This window comes from Pseudidiomarina aestuarii, assembly GCF_048263735.1.
GTDB classification, from domain to species: Bacteria; Pseudomonadota; Gammaproteobacteria; order Enterobacterales; family Alteromonadaceae; genus Pseudidiomarina; species Pseudidiomarina aestuarii_B.
The window spans coordinates 1-19,770 of sequence record NZ_JBLXDX010000010.1 but is presented as its reverse complement, the minus strand read 5'-3'; the positions used below and the strand labels follow the sequence as shown (position 1 = coordinate 19,770).

The following is a 19,770-nucleotide window of genomic DNA, read 5'->3' as shown; positions in this document are numbered from 1 at the left end:
AGTAGTCTTGGTCAGAGCACCAGATGAACTTGAGTATGGCAGACCACTGACATGAGGATGGAACATGGCAAAGTTTTCTGCAATAAAACAACATTTATATCGGAAAATTGCTTCAGGTGAATGGCCAGAACATCACCCAGTAAGTTCTGAGAATGCGCTCTCACAACAGTTCAATGTGAGCCGTATGACAGCTCGGCGCGCCCTGCAGGAGCTTGCAGATGAAGGCCTCGTAGTCCGCAGCAAGGGGTCGGGCACCTATGTTGCTCCGATTAAATCTCAAACCAGCTTTATGGCAATTCGGAATATTGCTGATGAAGTACGTGAGCGCGGGCATAAGTACCATGCTGTTGTGCATACCATGCGACAAGAGCAAGCGACAGCGAATGTTGCGGAGTTTCTGCAGTTGCCCGCCAATACACCTGTGTATCACTCTGTAATTACACATTATGAGAATCATGACCCGGTACAAGTCGAAGAACGTTGGGTAAATCCTAGAATCGTACCGAAATATATGAGTCAAGATTTTACAAAAGTAACGCCACATGAATATCTCAGTTCGGTTGCACCGCTAACAGAAGCTAGTCACCAGATCGAGGCTATCACACCTGTCGAGCATGTGATGCATTGGCTAAAACTCGAAAAGTCTGAGCCTTGCTTACGGATCCAACGTCGAACTTGGAGTGAGTCTGGAGTGGTGACTTACGCGTTACTGACGCATCCGGGGTCGCGCTTTGTCCTCGGTGGTCACTTAACATTCAAAAAAACCTAACAGCGTGAAGAGCGAATAGCTATTAGATATTAGTTACTAGAAAAGACTAGTTATGTGTTTTCTAGTAGCCAGTAGCTAGTAACCAGTATCCATTTAGTAAGGAGTTCCAATGTCATTTACTCGTCTCGATACCTCGCGGACCATCACAGCTCCCCGAGGCACCGAACTCACCACCTGCAACTGGCAGGTCGAAGCCGCCAAGCGCATGTTGATGAACAACCTTGACGCGGAGGTTGCGGAGCACCCCCACGCACTTGTCGTGTATGGTGGTATTGGACGTGCCGCGCGCAGCTGGGAAGCCTATGACGCCATAGTGTCAGTGCTAGACCGTCTCAAACCGAACGAAACCCTTCTAGTGCAATCGGGCAAGCCCGTAGGCGTGTTTCAAACTCATGAAGATGCGCCACGCGTACTGATTGCGAACTCCAATTTAGTGCCAGAATGGGCTACTTGGGAGCATTTCAACGAGCTCGATAAAAAGGGCCTCATGATGTACGGGCAGATGACTGCTGGATCGTGGATTTATATTGGCTCACAAGGCATTGTGCAAGGCACCTATGAAACCTTTGTGGCGGTTGCGAAGCAGCATTTTAATGGGCAAGCGCAAGGGCGCTGGATACTAACTGGTGGTCTTGGTGGCATGGGTGGCGCTCAGCCGCTCGCAGCCACAATGGCTGGCTACTGCATGTTGGCGGTAGAAGTTGATGAATCACGCATCGATTTCCGTTTGCGTACTCGTTACGTGGACCACAAAGCCACCACGCTCGATGAAGCATTGGACCTGATTCATGAAGCCATTGACCAAGGCCGCGCCATATCGGTTGGTTTACTGGGCAATGCAGCTGACGTCTACGCAGAGCTAGTAGAGCGCAATATCACTCCTGATGTCGTTACCGATCAAACCTCAGCGCATGACCCTTTGCATGGTTATGTTCCGCAAGGTTGGACTTTAGATCGCTATCAGCAGGAGCAAGGCGAGCATCCGAGTGAAACGGTGCAAGCTGCGAAAGAATCCATGGCGACCCAAGTGCGTGCCATGTTAGCGCTGCAGCAACGTGGGGCAGCAACACTCGATTACGGCAATAACATTCGCCAAATGGCGAAAGATGTTGGGGTTGAAAATGCATTCGATTTTCCGGGTTTCGTTCCCGCTTACATTCGGCCACTGTTCTGCCAAGGAATAGGACCGTTTCGGTGGGTCGCGTTATCGGGTGATCCAGAGGATATATACAAAACCGACGCCAAGGTTAAAGAACTAATCCCTGACGACCCACATCTACACAATTGGTTAGATATGGCGCGGGAGCGTATCAGCTTCCAAGGTCTACCGGCGCGCATTTGTTGGATAGGTTTAAAAGATCGCGCTCGCATTGCCAAGGCATTCAATGACATGGTTGCCAGCGGTGAACTCAAGGCGCCAATTGTGATTGGTCGCGACCATCTCGACTCTGGTTCGGTCGCAAGTCCGAACCGTGAAACCGAGAGCATGCTGGACGGTTCCGATGCGGTATCTGATTGGCCATTATTAAATGCATTGCTCAACACTGCGGGCGGCGCCACTTGGGTAAGCCTGCATCATGGCGGTGGTGTAGGGATGGGTTACTCTCAGCATTCCGGCGTAGTGATTGTCGCCGATGGCACGCCTGAGGCCGCAACCCGTTTGGGTCGAGTGTTATGGAATGATCCGGGTACAGGCGTTATGCGCCATGCCGATGCGGGCTACGACATCGCTAAGCGGTGTGCGCAAGAACAAGGATTGGATTTGCCGATGGTGGAGAAATAACCATGTCTACAGTATTTGAATTGCAACCAGGCCAATTAAGCTTGGCAGACATCCAAAGCTGGTGGCAGCAACCTCAGCAATTGAAGCTAGCTGACTCGGCGCATGAAGCGATAGAAGCTTCTGCCGCAACGGTGTCTGCGGTCTTGGCAAAGGGCAAAGTGGTATATGGCATTAACACTGGTTTCGGGTTACTTGCGAATACTCGTATCCCGCCTGAGAAGCTAGCTGACTTGCAGCGTCGCATTGTCCTGTCACACGCGGCGGGCACACAAGAATTCATGGCGGATGATGTGGTTCGCTTAATGTTGTTGTTGAAAATCAACTCATTGAGCCGCGGCTTTTCTGGCGTACGGCCGGTCGTGATTGAAGCGTTGCAAGCCTTGTTAAATCATGAAGTGTACCCGTGCGTCCCTAGCAAAGGCTCTGTGGGTGCCTCGGGTGACTTAGCGCCACTGGCACACCTAGTGCTGCCATTGCTGGGCGAGGGCCAAGTGCGCTACCAAGGTAAGATCCTGAGTGGTGCTGAGGGCATGAAAATTGCCGGCATGGACACCATCGCACTGGGACCCAAAGAAGGCTTAGCGTTGTTAAATGGCACGCAAGCATCTACGGCGCTTGCCTTGCATGGCTATTTTCAGATCCAACGTGCATTTGATGCCGCACTGGTGGTCGGTGCAATGTCCGTTGAGGCCGCTATGGGTTCGCGCTCACCATTTGATGAGCGCATTCACGCGGTACGCGGGCAGCCCGGCCAAATTGAAGTGGCGAAGCAGTTTCGAAAGCTACTGGGCGCTACTTCAGAAGTTGCGCAGGCGCATGAGAACTGTGAAAAAGTGCAAGACCCATACTCATTGCGCTGCCAACCGCAGGTTATGGGTGCGGTCTACGATCAACTAGTTCATGCCCGCGCCATCCTCGAGCGCGAAGCCAACGGTGTCACTGACAACCCGTTAGTATTCGCGGAATCGGGCGATATTCTCTCGGGCGGTAATTTCCATGCAGAGCCTGTGGCGATGGCAGCAGATATTCTTGCCATCGCGGCCAGTGAAATTGGTGCGCTATCAGAACGCCGCAGTGCGCTTTTGATCGATCATCACTTGAGTAACTTGCCACCGTTTCTGGTCAATGATGGTGGGGTAAACTCTGGCTTTATGCTGGCGCAAGTCACTGCGGCTGCACTGGCATCGGAAAACAAGTCTTTGGCTCATCCTGCATCAGTGGATAGTATTCCGACCTCAGCCAACCAAGAAGATCATGTCTCGATGGCGACATTTGCCGCTCGCCGACTGACTGATATTGCGCGCAATGTGGTTGATATCATTGCCATCGAATGGCTTGAGGCTGCACAGGGTTTAGAATTCCGGCGTCCGTTAAAGGCTGCCGAGGCCATCGAATCCGCACACGCATGCCTGCGTCAAAAAGTCGCATTTTATGATCAAGATAGGTATTTTGCGCCTGACATTCAGGCTGCTGCTGAGTTGATAGCCGCGGGCGAATTAAGCCAGTTGGTCGCTTGAAATATGTGTCAACGAGGGCGCGTTTAAGCGTCCTCGTCTTCTTCATCTTTGAGGGCTTGGCAGTCGACGCAGAGCGCGACATCAGGCTTGGCCGCCAGACGTGCTGCTGAAATCTCGTCGCCGCATTCAATACAATAACCATATTCACCGCTCCGCATACGCTGCAGGGCTGCCGTTGCGCTGTCGGCATGCTTGGTGCCAGGTTGATCAGCAACAATAGCTTCTAATTTGCCCCGAATGCGCAACAACTGCTGTGCGGTTAATGATTCACTCATGCTTGCATCCTTATGCTTCTTTTTTATTTGCGATGACGACGAACTGCCCCGAGAACTCAGCGACCGGTTTATCACCGTCAAAAATCTGAGTTTTTAGTGTGACTCGAGCATTGCGACCTTCGGTGAGAGCCGATAAATCACCAATCATATCCACTACATGGGCCACAGCAATCGGTTCACGAGTGACGGGTTTATGGTAATGGATAGCACCATCAGCTAGCACAATTGCGCCATGCAGTTGTCGTTCGCGCAATTGTAAATGCAGCAACCCCCAACACGTCAAGGTCGCGAGCGAATAAATACTGCCAGCAAACATGGTTCCATGCACATTAATGTTGCGTGACAGCATGGCTTGCGTGGTAAAAGCGCGCCCCGTGTATTGCTGAATACGAATGCCCATGGTTTCCGAAATAGGAATATCTTCGTGCCAAGTATCTTGCAGTTCTTTGCACCAATCGGGGCGGTAGGTTATCCGGTTTTGCTCTGTCAGGGTTTTCCGTAGCTGGTGTTCGGCGCTCGGGTTCTTCACCGTATCGGCTTCTTCCACCAACTCATAGCCACATTTGATATAAAACCCGAGCGTGTTATCACGGGAATTGATGATGACATGCGTTGCACCTTCATCACGGGCAACCTTTTCTAATTCATAAACAATGGCAACACCATGCCCGCCGCCGCGATGTTCGGGTGCTGATGCCATAAACCGAATCTGACCTTCGTCAGGCGAATTAAAATGCAACCGACCAATAGCAATGGCCGCGCCACTCTCATCGACAATCATGCGATGAATACCGACTTGATCGTATTCATCCTGTTCCGAGCCACGCGGGCGCTGAAACGGCTTGCGTAATACCCGCCAGCGCAAATCATAGTAGCGTTCAAATTCTGCTGGCGTTGTCGGTGTTATGACTGAGTACATCACTGTCATCCGTGGGTTACTGACTGGCGCGTTAAACCGTTAATAAAAAGGTCATCGGGCCATCATTGGTTAAGCTTACTTGCATAGCGCCACCGAACTGTCCGGTCGCAATAGTTAATGAACTACCGCGCAGTTGGTCGACAAAAAACTCGTATAAAGCTTGGGCTTGAGCAGGTGGCGCTGCAGTTGAAAAGCTCGGTCGGCGACCACTGTTGGTATCCGCCGCTAAAGTGAACTGAGAGACTACCAAGATTTCGCCTTGAATGTCACTCACACTCAAATTCGTTTTGTCATCGCTATCCGCAAACATGCGATAGCCCAGTAATCGCTGCGCCAACTTCTTTGCCTGTGCCTCGGTGTCATTCAGTTCAACGCCTAAGAACACCAATAGACCGCTTTGAATTTCTCCAACTGTTTGGTTTTCAACGGTTACTTTAGCGTGCGTGACACGTTGTAATAAAGCTTTCATGCATTCTCTTCTGTGGGTGTTTCTTTGTCGTCCGCGGATTTTTGCAATTCATCAATATACTCTTCGAGTGCTGCCGTGAATTCCGCACCAATCAGGACAATATTCCAGGAAACGAAAATCCACAGCAATAGAATCGGGATAGCTGCAAGCGCGCCATAGATGGCCTCGTAGGACGGAAATGCCGTGATATAAGCAGCAAAGCCTTTCTTCGCGAGTTCAAACAGAATGGCTGCAAACAGCGCACCCCAAATGGCATGGCGCACTTTCACGAGGCGGTTGGGCATCATCACGTACAACAGTAAAAAGGCAATCACTGAGGTAATGATGGGCACCGTGCTTAATAACATTTCGCGAAAACCACTGACATAATCCTCAGCGAATGCCGTCAGTGAAATTAGATAAGATGACACCGCCATACCAATACCCATCAATATGGGTCCTAGCGTGAGAATCATCCAATACACCGCGAGCGCGACCGTCAATCGTCTCCGTTTATGATTGCGCCAGATGCGATTCATAGTCGCTTCTATGGTCGAAATTAGATTCACTGCCACAATCACCACAAAAATAATCCCGATGGTGGTCATGTTGGAAACATTGGTCACAAAAGTATTCAGATATTCGGTGATGACTTCGCCAGAGGTCGGCAGCAAATTCGCAAACAGAAATTCTTGCAGTTGCACGCGAATATCCTCAAACATGGGAAATGCGGCAAAAATGGAGAACATGACGACCATGAGCGGCACCAGTGCCAGCAAGCTGACAAAGGTCAAATGCCCAGCAATGACCGAGACTTTGTCGTCGGCACACCGCTTCCCAAAATGACGCAAGAACCCCCATGCAAGACGCATGTAGTCGAGCCAACGGGTAGAACGAGTGCTGGTCATGAGCGCTCCAGTAAAGGAATAAACGGAATCTATAATCCCAAACACCGAAGCAAACGTAAACAAGTAATGAAATTCAAGTGAAGAGTGAACCGTGAATAGTTAACAGTAAGGGCAGATGAGCCTCTAATGCTCTATCCATTCACTGTTCACTATTCACTATTCACCGTTACTAGGGGGTGGTATGTACTTAATCTTTGGAGCTGGTGGTGGTCTTGGGCTGGCGCTGGCGCAACACGCAGTCGCGCGCGGTGACGCTGTGATTGCTGTGAGTCGGTCGGCGCAGCCTGAAGCATTCACTAGCCAATGGATCCAAGTGCAAGGTTATGAACCTGAGCATCTACAGCCTGTTTTGGACGCTATTGAAGGTCAAACGCTGGCGGGTGTGGTTAGCGCATTGGGAATATTGCATACCAACAGCTTTATGCCGGAAAAGCGACTCGAGGACTTGAGCGCAGAAGCGTTGCAGCAAACCTATTACGTTAATGCTGTGCTGCCGATGCTACTGTTGCAGGCACTCAAGTCGCATTTGCCGACCAAGTCGCCCTGTGTGTGGGTTCAGCTCAGTGCCAAAGTGGGCAGCATTACCGACAACTATCTCGGTGGTTGGTATAGCTATCGTGCCAGTAAAGCAGCGCTCAATATGTTGCTGAAAACCGCGGCTATTGAGCTGAAGCGTACTCACAAGCAGCTGACCATTGCCGCTATTCATCCGGGCACGACCGATACCGAGCTGTCCAAGCCGTTTCAACAGCGCCTTCCTGCCGACAAATTGTACACGCCAGAGCTATCGGCTGAGCGTATTTGGCAGGTCATCGCCAACCTTGAGCCAGAGCAAAGCGGACAACTGTTTCATTGGGATGGGAAGCAACTGCCTTACTGATGAATTGGCGGCTAAAATAGCGTAAGGTAAGAAAAAAGAAGGAGCCGTTATGCGTTATTTACTTGCGATATTTTTACCTCCGCTCGCCATTTTAACGACGGGTCGTATATTCCATGCCATTTTGAGCACAGTGCTGTGCGCCGTGGTGATCACCCTTACGCTAGTATCAATGTTCGGTCTGGCGTGGTTATGGCTAGTTTGTATTATGCACGCGGCATTTGTAATTGACGGCTACCACAAGCGCAGTAAGCAAGTTGGAGGCGATGCATGAAAACCTGGTCACAAACATTGTTGATAAGTGTCATGGTGCTGGCGCTGAGTGGGTGCTCCAGTGCTTATTATGGTGCGATGGAAAAGGTTGGTATCCATAAGCGCGACATCTTGGTCGACCGAGTTGATGAAGCGCGTGATTCCCAAGCGGATGCGCAGCAAGAGTTTAAATCTGCGCTCGAACGCCTTAATGAATTATTGCAGTTCGATGGTGGTGAATTAGAAGCCACTTACAACGCACTCAATGATGATTATGAGAGCAGTAAAGCCGCAGCCGACCGTGTTTATGATCGAATTGATGCGATTGATGACGTCGCTCAAGATCTCTTCGATGAATGGCAAGATGAACTCGATGAGTACAGTAATGAAGGAATGCGCATAGAAAGTGAGCGTTCACTTCGAGAAACCGAGCGACGCTACAAGAGTTTACTTGCGAGTATGGAACGTGCGGCCGATACCATGCCGCCGGTGCTCGAAAAACTGCGAGACAACGTACTCTATCTGAAGCATAACCTGAATGCGGCGGCAATAGACGCCATTCGGGGTGAATATCGCACATTACAGAGCGATATCAGCAGTTTGATCGAGGAAATGGAACAAGCCATCAATGAATCAGATGCCTTTATCAAGGCAATGCAGGAGGGTCGTACCGAATGAGTATATTGATTTTAGCAGGGAGTAGTCGCAAAGAGTCGCTCAACAAGAAGTTACAACAGCGCATTGCGGATCGCGCTAAGGAACTTGGTGTTGCTTGTCATGTGTATCCAGCTGAAGAACTTGATGCGCCTTTGTATCAAGGCGACTATGAGGCTGAACATGGAGTCCCTGCGGGAATTCAAAAATTAGTCACCGCCATTCGAGATTGCACCAAGGTCGTGATTGTTACTCCTGAGTACAACAGTTCGATACCACCTTTATTGAAAAATGCGATTGATTGGAGTTCACGTGTGGACCAGCAGCCGTGGAAAGGTAAGACGGTGTTGTTGGCTGGTGCTTCACCAGGTCGGTTAGGTGCTATGCGTGCAATGGACCATTTACGAGCGGTTGTGATGAACTTGCAAGCTTGGGTTGCACCTATGTTCGCGAGTTGTCCGAACGCGAGTGACGAAACCATTCAGAAAATGGATGATGATTTCCTGAAAAACTTCTTACAGCAAGGTGACTAGTTGTTAGTCAGCTAAGCTGGCGCAATATCGGTCCAGTGATGTTTTGGCGACTTGTTCGAGATTGAAATAGTCTCGATCAAGGAGCCAGTTGTACATCAACCCATCAATCAAGCTAAACATGCCAATTACCGTTTCACGCGGCTTTACGTTCCGAGACACTTGCCCTTTTTCAATAGCATGCTCAATCAGCTTTTCGCACTCATCAATGCAGGCATTACGCCCGTGTAGGTGGCGCTGATGTATGGGTAACACATCATCAATGTATTCGCATTTGTGAAAGAGGATGTTGATCAACGCCTGAGTGTGTTGATCATCTTGCACTTGTTTCACAATTTTTAGACAACGATGCTTTAGCTGACCCAGCGGATCATCGGGAATGGCTTTCGCCAGTTCCTCAAACATCTCATCGACTGGAAGTTTGACCCGGTCCATAAGTGAATCAATTAGATCGAGTTTGTTGTCAAAGTGATGGTAGATGGCCCCTCGAGTGACGCCGGCAGCCTCGGCTACTTGCATCATCGACGTTGTTGCAACACCGCGTTCGCTGAACAAACGTTCGGCTGCATCCAATAAGTCATGGCGGGTGCTCAGTGCATCTTCTTTGGTACGACGAACCACGGCAAAACCTCTTTAATTCAGAACTAGGCGAATTATACAGCAAGTTAATCAAACATGCATGTATGTATGTAAAGATAGAGCAAAGCCACTCAACATTGTAAAGATGCTTCCTTAGTATGTAGTCATACTCAAAGCTAAGGTGAATTAGTTATGCAGAACTTTACAGCACTGCACCCCTACAAGTTCACAGCATTGTTGGCAGCATTAGTCCTGACAGCAGGTTGTTCAGACGGACAGGCAGCGATTCAAGATGAAGCGCAAGCTACAGAGTCATTGCCGCGTGTGTTAACGGTTGAAACGGCTGGCGAAGACTTGACGTTGAGTCGCTCTTACGCAGCGCGTACGCAGGGTTCGAAAGAGGTCACCGTGCGTGCACGTACGCAAGGTATGTTGCAAACCCGCGACTATGATGAGGGTCAGTTGGTTGACGCTGGTGATTTGCTTTTCACTATTGAGCCCGATGCTTATGCGGTCGCGGTTCAAAAAGCCAAAGCTGATTTGCAGCGCGCCGAAGCCGAACGCAGCGATGCGCAACGTCAATGGGAACGTATTCAGCGATTATTTGCTGAAGGTGCGGTGTCACAGCGTGATCGTGATCAAGGCCTCGCCAATGTCGAGCTCGCGGATGCCAATTACGCCTCAGCTGAAGCCTCGTTGAAAGAAGCAAAAATCAGTTTGGCCTACACTCAGGTACAGTCACCAATTGTCGGTATTGCCGGTCGTGAACAACACTCCATAGGTAATGTTGTGAATGAAGGCGATACCTTGACCACGTTGGTTCAGTTGGACCCGCTTTATGTGTATTTTTCCGTACCGCAGAACGACCTTGCATCCGAATACCTGCTGAAACAAGTGGGTGTGCGGGAAACTGATGGGTTACCAAGTGACTCGCCTACTGCGCAAATTGAGCGCAGCAGTGGTGAGCTGTTCGATCATGAAGGTGTGATTGATTTCATCAGTCGTACCGTTGATGCCGAAACCGGAACGATTAACGTGCGTGCGCAAATTCCTAATCCAGAAGCAGAAATTCTGCCGGGTCAGTTTACGCGTGTACGTATCCCCGATATTCAATTACCCGATGCGATTGCGATTCCCCAACGTGCCCTCGTGCAATCAGGCGAAACAAGCATCGTTTACGTGGTGAATAATGAAGGGTTAACCGAAATGCGTGAGGTAATTGTTGGTCCGCGCATTGATGATCGATTTGTGATTAATTCGGGTCTTGATGCTGGCGAGCAGGTCATTGTGGAAGGTTTGGCTATGTTACGTCCGGGTGTCGAGGTGAATGCAGAACCATACACAGGCGGTGACTAATGTTCTCGAAGTTCTTTATAGAACGGCCCGTTTTCTCGTCGGTACTGTCCATTATCATCGTGCTAGCGGGCCTTGCAGCCATGCGCGGTTTGCCGATTGCTCAGTATCCCCAAGTGGTACCGCCACAGGTAGTGGTGTCAGCTACCTACCCAGGTGCTTCGGCTGAAGCGGTTGCAGATGCGGTAGCTGCGCCATTAGAGTCATCCATCAATGGCGTCGAGAACATGTTGTATATGACGACGGCCACTTATGACTCAGGTGAAATGAATCTGAAGATCACCTTTGCCGTGGGTACTGACCCAAATCAAGCGGCAATAGACGTCACCAATGAGATGGAAAGCGCACTCTCGCGTTTGCCAGAGGAAGTGCGCACCGGTGGAGTGAGCGTCTCGAAAGAATCGAATGCGCTGTTGAAAATTGTGGCGCTCAACTCGCCCGATGGCAGTCGCGATCCAATCTTTTTGAACAATTATGCGTTGATGACCATACAGGATGAAATTCAACGTGTCCCTGGGGTTGGTTCAGCTACCATGTTCGGATCTAAAACCTACGCCCTGCGTATTTGGCTGCGGCCGGACAAGATGGCGGAGTATGACCTGACGCCAAACGATGTTCGAGCGGCCATTAATGAACAGAATGCGCAATTTGCTGCGGGTCAATTTGGTGCTCCACCGAACCCAAATAACGCGCAAGAATTTACCCTAACCGTAGCGACAGATGGTCGTTTCTCAAGCGTTGAAGAATTCGAGCAGATTATTCTGAAAGCCCAGTCAGACGGCAGTATGGTGCGGGTTCGTGACATTGCGCGAGTCGAGTTGGGCGCGCTTCGCTATACCTTTGATGCCATGCAAAACCAGCAAGCATCGGTACCTATCGGTATCTATCTGCGCCCTGGTGCAAACGCGTTGGAAACCTCGCAATTGGTTGATGAAGCAGTAGAACGCATGGCGGCAAATTTCCCATCTGGTGTGTCGTACAGCGTACCATTTGATACCACAGAATTTGTTGAAGTATCCATTAGCCAAGTTGTGCAAACGCTGATTGAGGCGGTTTTATTGGTTATTGGTGTGGTCTACCTGTTTCTACAGCGATTCCGCGCCACTATCATTCCATTGATTGCTGTGCCGGTGTCATTGATTGGGGCGATGGCGGGTATGTATGTGTTTGGCTTCTCCATCAACCTACTGACATTGCTCGCGATGGTACTGGCTATAGGTATTGTGGTTGATGATGCCATAGTGGTGCTCGAGAACGTTGAACGGGTGATGCGTGAAGAGAAACTGCCACCTAAACAGGCTGCAATTAAAGCTATGGAAGAGGTTGCAGGCCCAGTTATTGCCATCGTTTTAGTGTTATCGGCGGTATTCATTCCGGTCGCATTTATCGGTGGTTTAGCTGGTATCATGTATCAGCAATTCGCTATCACTATCGCTATTTCGGTAATCATCTCTGGTATTGTCGCGCTGACCCTCACGCCGGCATTATGTGCGCTGTTGTTGAAAGAGAAAGAAACACCGCCACCGAAGTTACTGCAAAAGTTTAATGCATGGTTTGAGCGCATGACGGAGCGTTACACCGATGGTGTGCAATTCATGCTCAAACGTGCGGCACTGAGCGTGTCACTGTTTATAGCGTTGATTGCGGTCTCAGCATTACTGGTGTGGCGGATGCCAGGTGGCTTGGTGCCTGATGAAGACCAAGGGTATGTCATGGCTGCGCACTATCTGCCAGACGGTGCCTCATTTGAGCGTAATGACGAATTCGTAGAGCGTTTTAATAAACGTCTCACCGAAGAGCCCTTAATCGATCAAGCCATGAGTTTTACTGGTTTCGATTTGATTGCTGGCGGCTTGAAGACCAATGCTGGCGCTAGTTTTATCACCATGAAACATTGGGATGATCGCGATCTTGATGCCGATAGCAGCGAGAACTTCGCACAACGTATTGCTGCGCTGGGCGACGAATTCCCAGAAGGCTCAGTCACCGCATTCAACCCGCCGCCGATACAAGGTATTTCAACTACTGGCGGCTTTGAAGGGTATCTGGCGAATACACAAGGTGCGACGCCGCAAGAGCTGTATGAAATGGCTAGCAAGATTGCGGAACGTGCCAATGAGCATGAGGCCATGCAAGGCGTCAGAACCACTTTGAATCCAAATATTCCGCGGTACCAAGCCGATGTTGATCGTGAGCGTGCAAAAAGTATGGGTGTCTCCATCACCGAAATTTTTGCCGCCATGCGTAGTACATTTGGCGCGTCTTATGTGAATGACTTTAACTTGTTCGGACGAGTCTGGCGCGTATACATGCAGGCTGAGTCCGAGTTTCGCTCGTCACCGGATGATCTCGCGAAGGTTTTTGTGCGCGCAGACAGCGGTGAAATGGTACCGCTCGACTCTGTGGTCACAGTAACGCGTACGACCGGGCCTGATATTGTCGATCGCTACAACAATTATCCTGCTGCGAAAGTAATGGGAAGCCCAGCTCCCGGTTACAGTTCCGGTGATGTGATTCCGATTATGGAGCAAATTGTGGCCGAAGTGACTGGTGAAGACCCTTATTATCAGTTGTTCTGGGTGGGTTCAGCATTCCAAGAACAGCAAACCGGAAGTGCGGCGCAAACTGCATTTATTTTCGGTATTGTCGTGGTGTTTCTCATTCTAGCTGCGCAATATGAGCGCTGGAGTTTGCCGTTAGCGGTTATCACCGCAGTACCGTTCGCCTTATTTGGCGCTGCGATAGCTGTGACCCTATCGGGTATGGCGAATGACGTCTATTTCCAGGTTGGACTTCTGGTTCTCATTGGGTTGGCAGCGAAGAACGCGATATTAATTGTCGAGTTCGCCGTGTTGCAGCGAGAGCAAGGTCTATCCGCGTGGGATGCGACGATCAAAGCTGCGAAACTGCGGTTCCGACCCATAGTGATGACGTCGTTAGCATTTATTCTTGGTGCGGTGCCATTAATGCTAAGTTCAGGCGCCGGCTCTGCGGCACGAAATGCGGTTGGGACCACTGTGGTAGGCGGAATGCTAGCAGCGACCTTCCTCGCCATCTTCTTCATTCCCTTGTTTTATCTGTTGATTGACCGCAGATCAAAAGAATCAGCCGACGAGTCAACGTAAGTCGTGAAAGTGGGCTAAACTCTTATATTGGGCGTAACGATTAATTAGTAGCGATACGCCCAATTTTTTTGGAGATATGACCATGCGGAACGATATCGATCAACGTCTCGTATTAGATGCGTTCGAACAAATCCATGAACACGGTAAATCAGAACAAGGTAAGCATACCTTGGATGGCATTACTGGCTATACCGATCATGATGGCTACACGGTTTTCCTTGAGGGTCACAATGTCAAAATGACACTCGAGTTTCACAATAAGTATCGTCTTGATTACAACTCCGAGCGTGACTTTGACCTATTTATGCGTAAGCTGGAGCAAATAAGTAAGGATTACCATAAACCAGGTCGCGGTGAATGAGTCAGCACAAGCCCTATAGTATTGCCGAAGAAGTTGCCCATGCTCTCACTCACGGTTTTGGTGCCGTTGCGAGTGTGGTTGGTCTAGTATTTATGGTCGCTTGGGCTTTGCAGTACGGCGATACTTGGCATGTGGTTAGCGCATCGATTTACGGCGCGAGTTTAATTTTGTTGTACACCGCCTCAACTCTGTATCACTCCTTTCCATGGCCGCGTGTTAAAGCGGTTTTCCAAAAAATGGATCATGCTGCTATCTACTTCTTAATAGCGGGTACTTACACACCATTTGCTTTAGTGAACCTGCGCGGGCCTTGGGGCTGGACGTTACTTGGTGTGGTATGGAGCATTGCTCTTATTGGTGTGGTGTTAGAGGTGACTCTACAAGAGCGCAAGAAATGGTTATCACTGTCGCTGTATTTAGGCTTGGGTTGGATGGCCGTTATTGCGATTAAACCCATGCTAGATAATGTCGAAGCTGGTGGTTTATGGCTGCTTTTGGCGGGTGGATTAGCTTACAGTTTCGGCGTTATTTTCTATGTCTGGAAATCGTTACGCTTTCATCATGCTATTTGGCACTTGTTCGTATTAGCCGGTAGTATTTTGCACTTCTTTTCGATTTTTTATTTTGTGCTGCCCCGGCCGGACCTCATCTAAATGCTAGTACCAGTGAACTTGAAAATCCGCTGGTTTCTTATTTACGCCCTCTTCGGTTTGGCGCTGTCTATTATTCTCACTTCTATTGTTACCCAAGCAGCAACCAAGCAACTTCAAGAGCAAGTTGGTTCATCGTTGGGCGATGTGGCATTTCAACTAGCCGATAAACTTGAACGCGGGATGTTCGAGCGTTATCGCGATATGCGGGTATCCGCGCAACTCATGCGCTCAGTAACTGCCGGTGATGACCGGTTGGAAAGATTTCGCCGGCTCCTTGATTCATTACAATCAAGTTTCCCTGCGTATGCATGGATTGGCTTAACGGACGCAGATGGTATGGTATTAGTCAGTACTCAAGGGCTACTTGAAGGAGCGGATGTCAGTCAACGCCCTTGGTTTACTGAAGCCCAAGAAGACTACTTTATCGGCGACGTACATGGTGCGCTGTTACTTGAAAAGGAACTCAATCCAGATGGCGATCAGCCACTGCGATTTGTGGATGTTGCGGTACCGCTATTGTCACCTGAAGGTGAATTTATTGGCGTGTTAGGTGCACATCTAAATTGGGACTGGGCTTTTGAGCTACAAGAATCTATGCAACGAAGCCTGCAACTCCACCAATCAGCCGAGATTCTCATCGTTAGTTCTGAAGATGCCATTATTTTGGGTCCTGCGAGCTTACTAGAAAAAGCCAATCCAATTGAGATTTCACCTGCGATGCTCAGTGGCGGGTACGGCGTGATGAGTTGGCCTGACGGCAACGACTATCTTATGGGTTACGCCGTTGCTCAAGATTATCGAGATTATCGCGGACCTCAATGGCAAGTCATGGTGCGGCAACCTCTTGATATCGCTTATCAGCCGATCCAAGAATTACGCGTTCAGGCGTTTTGGATAGGCGGTGCGGTTATCATCGTGTTTGCTCTTATTGGTTGGATGACAGCAGAAAAAATATCGCGACCGCTGGCTAACATTAATCAGCAATTAGAACGTGAAGTGCAGTCGCGCACCGCCGAACTGACGAAATCGAATCAACGCTTGGAGCAGCTGGCTACCACCGACGCTTTGACGAACCTTGGCAATAGACGCGCGTTTTTCGCTGCATCCAGTGATATGTGCGAACGTTCGAAGAGACTTGGAACGCCGCTCGCAGTCGTGATTCTTGACCTCGATAATTTTAAACGAGTGAACGACACCTATGGGCATGGTGTTGGCGATGAAGTACTTGAAGCATTAGGTTCATTGCTGCGTGCGACGGTTCGTCAAATTGATATCGCTGCTCGTACGGGTGGTGAGGAATTCAGTTTATTATTGGAAAATACCGACCTTGATGGCGCCCGACAGCTGTGTGATCGCATTCGTGAGCGCATGGAGCAACTCCAGTTCAACAGTGACAAAGACGTATTTACCGTCACCATGAGCATCGGTGCCACCCTCTGGCAACTTGATGAGTCGTTCGATACTACCCTCGAGCGCGCAGACAAAGCGCTCTATCAAGCGAAAGAGTCCGGGCGTAATCGTGTAATCGTCGCCTAAGCTCATCAATTAAACATTAGCCTATTTCAAATGGCATAAAAAGCTGAATTAATTACCCTCATTGTTGGTAATTCCCCCAAATTAATGAATAATCAAGGCATCTGTTTACGCAATATTTACAAAATAAAGTTCATTTTCGGGCCCATGTGCAGCATCAATAAGCCGTAACGCGTGTCAGGCTAAAAAGTGAATAAGGAAATTTACGATGCGCGTATTTGCCTCTAAGACGACTCTAGTCTCGTTCGCCTCACTTCTTTACCTCGTTTCAATCCCAGTCTTTGCCGGCAGCAGTTATGTCACGGCAACGAATCCGCTTATCACGGCGGGGGCTGAAATTGCTGACAGTGACAATATCGATCCTATACCAATCGATTTCGATAACGATGGCGACATAGACTTTATTGTCTACAATACGGCGACATCCAACTATACAAAGTTATTCACCAACAATGGTCTTGGTAGCTTTAGTGAATCCACTATTCCATTCGTTATTTCCTCTCCTCGCCTGGTTTTCATCAATGATGTCGATAACGACGGCGATGATGATATTACCGAAATCATCTCCGGAGGAGTTCGTTACCAACGTAATAATGGCAACGGTACCTTCACACAAGTTACCCACCCTGTGGTTGCAGCTGGAGGTGTGCTCGAATTTTCAGGATTTATTGATACTTTTCCAATTGATGCTAACAACGACGGGGCTATTGATTGGGTCACTTTTAATGAGGGTAGCAATACCTATAGTACGTTGTACCTGAATAATGGAAGTGGTGGATATTCAGCAACCTCGTTAGGAATTAGTGGGCTTGCATCTGTCCTACAAATTCGTGTGGGCGATGTGAATAACGATGGTGCTGATGATGTGACCTATATCGACCGAGATACCGGCACGGTTAGTTATTTCCAGAATAACGGAAGCGGTTCATTTACATCACTTGACCACCCGGTTGCTGAAGCAGGTGCGACACTGGCATTCTTTGTATCTAATCGGTATGAAGTCGACTTTTTACAACAAGATTATGATGCCGACGGTGACCTTGATTTCTTTGTTTACGGAACGAGCACATACGATGTTGTATATCTGAACAATGGGTCCGGCTCATTTTCCAGCATTACGGCTCCGTTTGGCTTGCGAAACGTCACCATTTGGCCAGGTTCATCCACGCTATCAAAACGCGGTAATTTGTTCGTTGATTTGGATAATGACGGCGATGATGACGTAATAATATCAACTGGAGGTGCTAACAGCACCTATCGCCGCCACGATGGCACCGTAGGTGGTACTAACAATCGTCCGCCGCGCCTTAGCTCAACGTCACCAGCAGACGGTAGTTCAGGTTTAGCACCTACCGCAAACATCTCATTAACTTTTGATGAGAGCATCTCATCAGTAAGTAATAAGCGCATCAATATCTATCGTCAATCCAATGACAGTTTGGTTGAATCCATTGCGGCTAATAACAGCAGCCGTGTGTCGACGTTCGGATCGACGGTTACAGTAAACCCAACTTCCGATCTGCTAGCGAGTACGGGCTATTATGTTCAAGTTGAGGCTGGAGCGCTGTTTGACGCCGATGGCATGACTTACAAAGGTATTGACGATAAAACCACGTTTAACTTTACCACTGGAACAGCTGGCGTTGCGTTGAGTACCAACCCAATGCTCACGTTCACGAATGATAATCCTTCATCGCCAGGTATTTTTACAGATGGTTCAGGTGGTTCGGTTGATGTGGCTGGTGTTCAGTTCGAATTGGCCGATTACGGCGACAATAACCTGAACCGATTAACAAGTGCCGAGTGGGTTAATAATAGCTTTTTGGCATCAAACGATCCTAGCTTTGGTGCATTAACGTTCCCAGGAGCTGGAAACGCAGGCACTAAAGGTTTTGGTATTTCTACGGCTGACGGGAGTCAGTTTACATTGACTAGCTTCGTCTACTATAACTGGGGCGAATCAACTCCGTTCGAAAATACAGCCTACGGCTATCGTGATGGTGCGCAAGTCGCAACTCATACGTTTAATGGCTTTGATCCTGAATACGACCCGATCACAGTTACTTTACCGACAGCGTTTAACAACGTTGATCGAGTTGTAGTCACTATCACATCTGGAGGCTATCAAGGTGATCAATCGCTGACGAACCATAGCTATAACAGTTTTGTTGTGGGTCCTGCAGTCGCGAACACAGCACCGACAATCACCAATCCGATTGCTGACAACTTTTCCGTGGGGGAAGATTCTGGGAACTCGACGTTTACACTCGCCAATAGATTCACGGACGCTGAGACTGATGCGTCTAGCCTGATTTACAGTGTCGAGGCGAATAACAATACGGCCGTTGTCGGTGCGTCGATAAACAATAGCACGGATGTGTTGACGTTGAGTTATGCTGCGAATACATCGGGCTCTGCCACAATTACGATTCGCGCTACCGATGCAGGTGGTCTATTCGTTGAAGATACCTTTACGGTTACCGTCCTCGCTGTGAATGACGCGCCAACAGATCTTACGCTCAGCAATGCCTCGGTGAATCAATCTGGGGGTATCAATGCGGTAGTAGGAACGTTGAGTACCACCGATGTTGATGATGTTAATCACACCTATACCTTGGTTAGTGGAACCGGTAGTACCGATAACGCCTCGTTTAATATCAGTAGTAATTCATTGCGCGCCAACAATGCTGCGGCAATGGCTGCTGGAACTTATTCCGTTCGAGTTCGCACTACTGATGCAGGAAATCTTTTCGTCGAGGAAGTATTCACTATTACCGTGGTAGATAATGTGGCACCGAGTTTTGTCAGCGGTACGCCAACCATGACCAATATCGGACAAAGTACGGCGACACTAAACATCATCGGTGATGAACCGAGTCGTTTTTACTTTGTGGTCTTGCCCGACGGTGCGACTGCACCAACGGCGACGCAGGTTTTTAACTTACAAGATGCGTCTGGTGCGTCAGTTGCAATTAACGGCCAGCAGTCTGTTAACGCGAATGTGAACAGTACGTTCCCAATTTCAGGCCTCAGTTTAGGAACTGCATATGACTTGTATGTAGCCGCGTTTGATTTTGCCGATCCGCGCAACAACCAAAGTGCGCCGACCTTAGTTGAGTTCACTACGGAGTCTGCGGATGCGGACGGTAATCTAATAGCCGGACCGAGTTATAGCTTTTCGCTGGCTTCAACGGTGGATACTGTCGGTGAAGCGGTCGATGTCTTTGGCTTTAC

At 49.1% G+C, this 19,770-nt stretch carries 18 protein-coding genes; 13 read left to right on the top strand and 5 right to left on the bottom strand.

Features of this window, described 5'->3' with window-relative positions; translation table 11 throughout:
* Positions 1-64: 64 nt before the first annotated feature.
* The 3 genes from hutC (at position 65) to hutH (ending at position 4,069) form a co-directional block, all read left to right on the top strand.
* Positions 65-769, top strand: coding sequence for a histidine utilization repressor (gene hutC / locus ACN0S4_RS12855; protein WP_417658055.1), 705 nt, complete (start codon positions 65-67; stop codon positions 767-769).
* A 109-nt stretch (positions 770-878) separates the two neighbouring features.
* Complete coding sequence (gene hutU, locus ACN0S4_RS12850; RefSeq protein ID WP_417658054.1) at positions 879-2,552, top strand: urocanate hydratase; 1,674 nt, start codon at positions 879-881, stop codon at positions 2,550-2,552.
* A 2-nt stretch (positions 2,553-2,554) separates the two neighbouring features.
* Positions 2,555-4,069 (top strand): histidine ammonia-lyase, encoded by a 1,515-nt coding sequence (hutH, locus tag ACN0S4_RS12845; RefSeq protein WP_417658053.1) that lies wholly within the window; start codon positions 2,555-2,557, stop codon positions 4,067-4,069.
* A 23-nt stretch (positions 4,070-4,092) separates the two neighbouring features.
* Here the strand turns inward: hutH and ACN0S4_RS12840 are convergent, their stop codons facing one another.
* The 4 genes from ACN0S4_RS12840 to ACN0S4_RS12825 are packed head-to-tail and all read right to left on the bottom strand — an operon-like array spanning position 4,093 to position 6,619.
* Positions 4,093-4,344, bottom strand: a complete 252-nt coding sequence (locus ACN0S4_RS12840; RefSeq protein ID WP_417658052.1) for a TraR/DksA family transcriptional regulator — start codon at positions 4,342-4,344, stop codon at positions 4,093-4,095.
* 10 nt (positions 4,345-4,354) lie between these two features.
* Positions 4,355-5,263, bottom strand: coding sequence for a YiiD C-terminal domain-containing protein (locus ACN0S4_RS12835; protein ID WP_417658051.1), 909 nt, complete (start codon positions 5,261-5,263; stop codon positions 4,355-4,357).
* 31 nt (positions 5,264-5,294) lie between these two features.
* Complete coding sequence (gene dtd, locus ACN0S4_RS12830) at positions 5,295-5,732, bottom strand: D-aminoacyl-tRNA deacylase (protein ID WP_417658050.1); 438 nt, start codon at positions 5,730-5,732, stop codon at positions 5,295-5,297.
* Complete coding sequence (locus ACN0S4_RS12825) at positions 5,729-6,619, bottom strand: virulence factor BrkB family protein (protein ID WP_417658049.1); 891 nt, start codon at positions 6,617-6,619, stop codon at positions 5,729-5,731. The genes dtd and ACN0S4_RS12825 overlap by 4 nt, the downstream gene beginning before the upstream one ends.
* A gap of 181 nt (positions 6,620-6,800) precedes the next feature.
* On the opposite strand from ACN0S4_RS12825, the gene ACN0S4_RS12820 reads away from it, so the two are divergent.
* The 4 genes from ACN0S4_RS12820 to ACN0S4_RS12805 are packed head-to-tail and all read left to right on the top strand — an operon-like array spanning position 6,801 to position 8,935.
* Positions 6,801-7,499 carry an SDR family NAD(P)-dependent oxidoreductase gene (locus ACN0S4_RS12820; RefSeq protein ID WP_417658048.1) on the top strand — a complete coding sequence of 233 codons (699 nt, stop codon included), beginning with the start codon at positions 6,801-6,803 and terminating at the stop codon, positions 7,497-7,499.
* Between the two features lie 49 nt (positions 7,500-7,548).
* A complete protein-coding gene (locus ACN0S4_RS12815; RefSeq protein ID WP_417658047.1) occupies positions 7,549-7,770 on the top strand; it encodes a YqaE/Pmp3 family membrane protein in 222 nt (73 codons plus the stop codon).
* The gene (locus ACN0S4_RS12810; RefSeq protein ID WP_417658046.1) at positions 7,767-8,426 is read left to right on the top strand and encodes a DUF2959 domain-containing protein; all 660 of its coding nucleotides are present in this window, start codon (positions 7,767-7,769) and stop codon (positions 8,424-8,426) included. Before ACN0S4_RS12815 ends, ACN0S4_RS12810 begins: the two co-directional genes overlap by 4 nt.
* Positions 8,423-8,935, top strand: coding sequence for an NADPH-dependent FMN reductase (locus ACN0S4_RS12805; protein WP_417658045.1), 513 nt, complete (start codon positions 8,423-8,425; stop codon positions 8,933-8,935). The genes ACN0S4_RS12810 and ACN0S4_RS12805 overlap by 4 nt, the downstream gene beginning before the upstream one ends.
* 3 nt (positions 8,936-8,938) lie before the next feature.
* Here the strand turns inward: ACN0S4_RS12805 and ACN0S4_RS12800 are convergent, their stop codons facing one another.
* On the bottom strand, positions 8,939-9,553 hold the full coding sequence (locus ACN0S4_RS12800) for a TetR family transcriptional regulator (RefSeq protein ID WP_417658044.1): 615 nt from the start codon (positions 9,551-9,553) through the stop codon (positions 8,939-8,941).
* 150 nt (positions 9,554-9,703) lie between these two features.
* Here ACN0S4_RS12800 and ACN0S4_RS12795 point away from each other — a divergent pair, with 150 nt between their 5' ends.
* From ACN0S4_RS12795 to ACN0S4_RS12770, 6 genes are all read left to right on the top strand, one after another.
* Positions 9,704-10,867 (top strand): efflux RND transporter periplasmic adaptor subunit, encoded by a 1,164-nt coding sequence (locus tag ACN0S4_RS12795; RefSeq protein ID WP_417658043.1) that lies wholly within the window; start codon positions 9,704-9,706, stop codon positions 10,865-10,867.
* A complete protein-coding gene (locus ACN0S4_RS12790) occupies positions 10,867-13,989 on the top strand; it encodes an efflux RND transporter permease subunit (RefSeq protein WP_417658042.1) in 3,123 nt (1,040 codons plus the stop codon). Before ACN0S4_RS12795 ends, ACN0S4_RS12790 begins: the two co-directional genes overlap by 1 nt.
* Positions 13,990-14,071: 82 nt before the next feature.
* Positions 14,072-14,350 carry a DUF3081 family protein gene (locus tag ACN0S4_RS12785; protein ID WP_169931626.1) on the top strand — a complete coding sequence of 93 codons (279 nt, stop codon included), beginning with the start codon at positions 14,072-14,074 and terminating at the stop codon, positions 14,348-14,350.
* Complete coding sequence (gene trhA, locus ACN0S4_RS12780; protein ID WP_417658041.1) at positions 14,347-15,003, top strand: PAQR family membrane homeostasis protein TrhA; 657 nt, start codon at positions 14,347-14,349, stop codon at positions 15,001-15,003. The genes ACN0S4_RS12785 and trhA overlap by 4 nt, the downstream gene beginning before the upstream one ends.
* Positions 15,004-16,539 carry a diguanylate cyclase gene (locus ACN0S4_RS12775; RefSeq protein WP_417658040.1) on the top strand — a complete coding sequence of 512 codons (1,536 nt, stop codon included), beginning with the start codon at positions 15,004-15,006 and terminating at the stop codon, positions 16,537-16,539.
* Between the two features lie 205 nt (positions 16,540-16,744).
* The coding region (locus ACN0S4_RS12770; protein ID WP_417658039.1) for an FG-GAP-like repeat-containing protein at positions 16,745-19,770 on the top strand (3,026 nt) is incomplete at its 3' end.

What these genes read in the sequence shown, in the direction of transcription:
- hutH (WP_417658053.1), top strand. Translation starts at nt 2,555, where the DNA reads ATGTCTACAGTATTTGAATTGCAACCAGGCCAATTAAGCTTGGCAGAC.
- ACN0S4_RS12815 (WP_417658047.1), top strand. Translation starts at nt 7,549, where the DNA reads ATGCGTTATTTACTTGCGATATTTTTACCTCCGCTCGCCATTTTAACG.
- hutC (WP_417658055.1), top strand. Translation starts at nt 65, where the DNA reads ATGGCAAAGTTTTCTGCAATAAAACAACATTTATATCGGAAAATTGCT.
- ACN0S4_RS12825 (WP_417658049.1), bottom strand. Translation starts at nt 6,619, where the DNA reads ATGACCAGCACTCGTTCTACCCGTTGGCTCGACTACATGCGTCTTGCA.
- ACN0S4_RS12835 (WP_417658051.1), bottom strand. Translation starts at nt 5,263, where the DNA reads ATGTACTCAGTCATAACACCGACAACGCCAGCAGAATTTGAACGCTAC.
- ACN0S4_RS12795 (WP_417658043.1), top strand. Translation starts at nt 9,704, where the DNA reads ATGCAGAACTTTACAGCACTGCACCCCTACAAGTTCACAGCATTGTTG.
- ACN0S4_RS12805 (WP_417658045.1), top strand. Translation starts at nt 8,423, where the DNA reads ATGAGTATATTGATTTTAGCAGGGAGTAGTCGCAAAGAGTCGCTCAAC.
- ACN0S4_RS12840 (WP_417658052.1), bottom strand. Translation starts at nt 4,344, where the DNA reads ATGAGTGAATCATTAACCGCACAGCAGTTGTTGCGCATTCGGGGCAAA.
- ACN0S4_RS12820 (WP_417658048.1), top strand. Translation starts at nt 6,801, where the DNA reads ATGTACTTAATCTTTGGAGCTGGTGGTGGTCTTGGGCTGGCGCTGGCG.
- ACN0S4_RS12810 (WP_417658046.1), top strand. Translation starts at nt 7,767, where the DNA reads ATGAAAACCTGGTCACAAACATTGTTGATAAGTGTCATGGTGCTGGCG.
- hutU (WP_417658054.1), top strand. Translation starts at nt 879, where the DNA reads ATGTCATTTACTCGTCTCGATACCTCGCGGACCATCACAGCTCCCCGA.
- ACN0S4_RS12785 (WP_169931626.1), top strand. Translation starts at nt 14,072, where the DNA reads ATGCGGAACGATATCGATCAACGTCTCGTATTAGATGCGTTCGAACAA.
- trhA (WP_417658041.1), top strand. Translation starts at nt 14,347, where the DNA reads ATGAGTCAGCACAAGCCCTATAGTATTGCCGAAGAAGTTGCCCATGCT.
- ACN0S4_RS12790 (WP_417658042.1), top strand. Translation starts at nt 10,867, where the DNA reads ATGTTCTCGAAGTTCTTTATAGAACGGCCCGTTTTCTCGTCGGTACTG.
- dtd (WP_417658050.1), bottom strand. Translation starts at nt 5,732, where the DNA reads ATGAAAGCTTTATTACAACGTGTCACGCACGCTAAAGTAACCGTTGAA.
- ACN0S4_RS12775 (WP_417658040.1), top strand. Translation starts at nt 15,004, where the DNA reads ATGCTAGTACCAGTGAACTTGAAAATCCGCTGGTTTCTTATTTACGCC.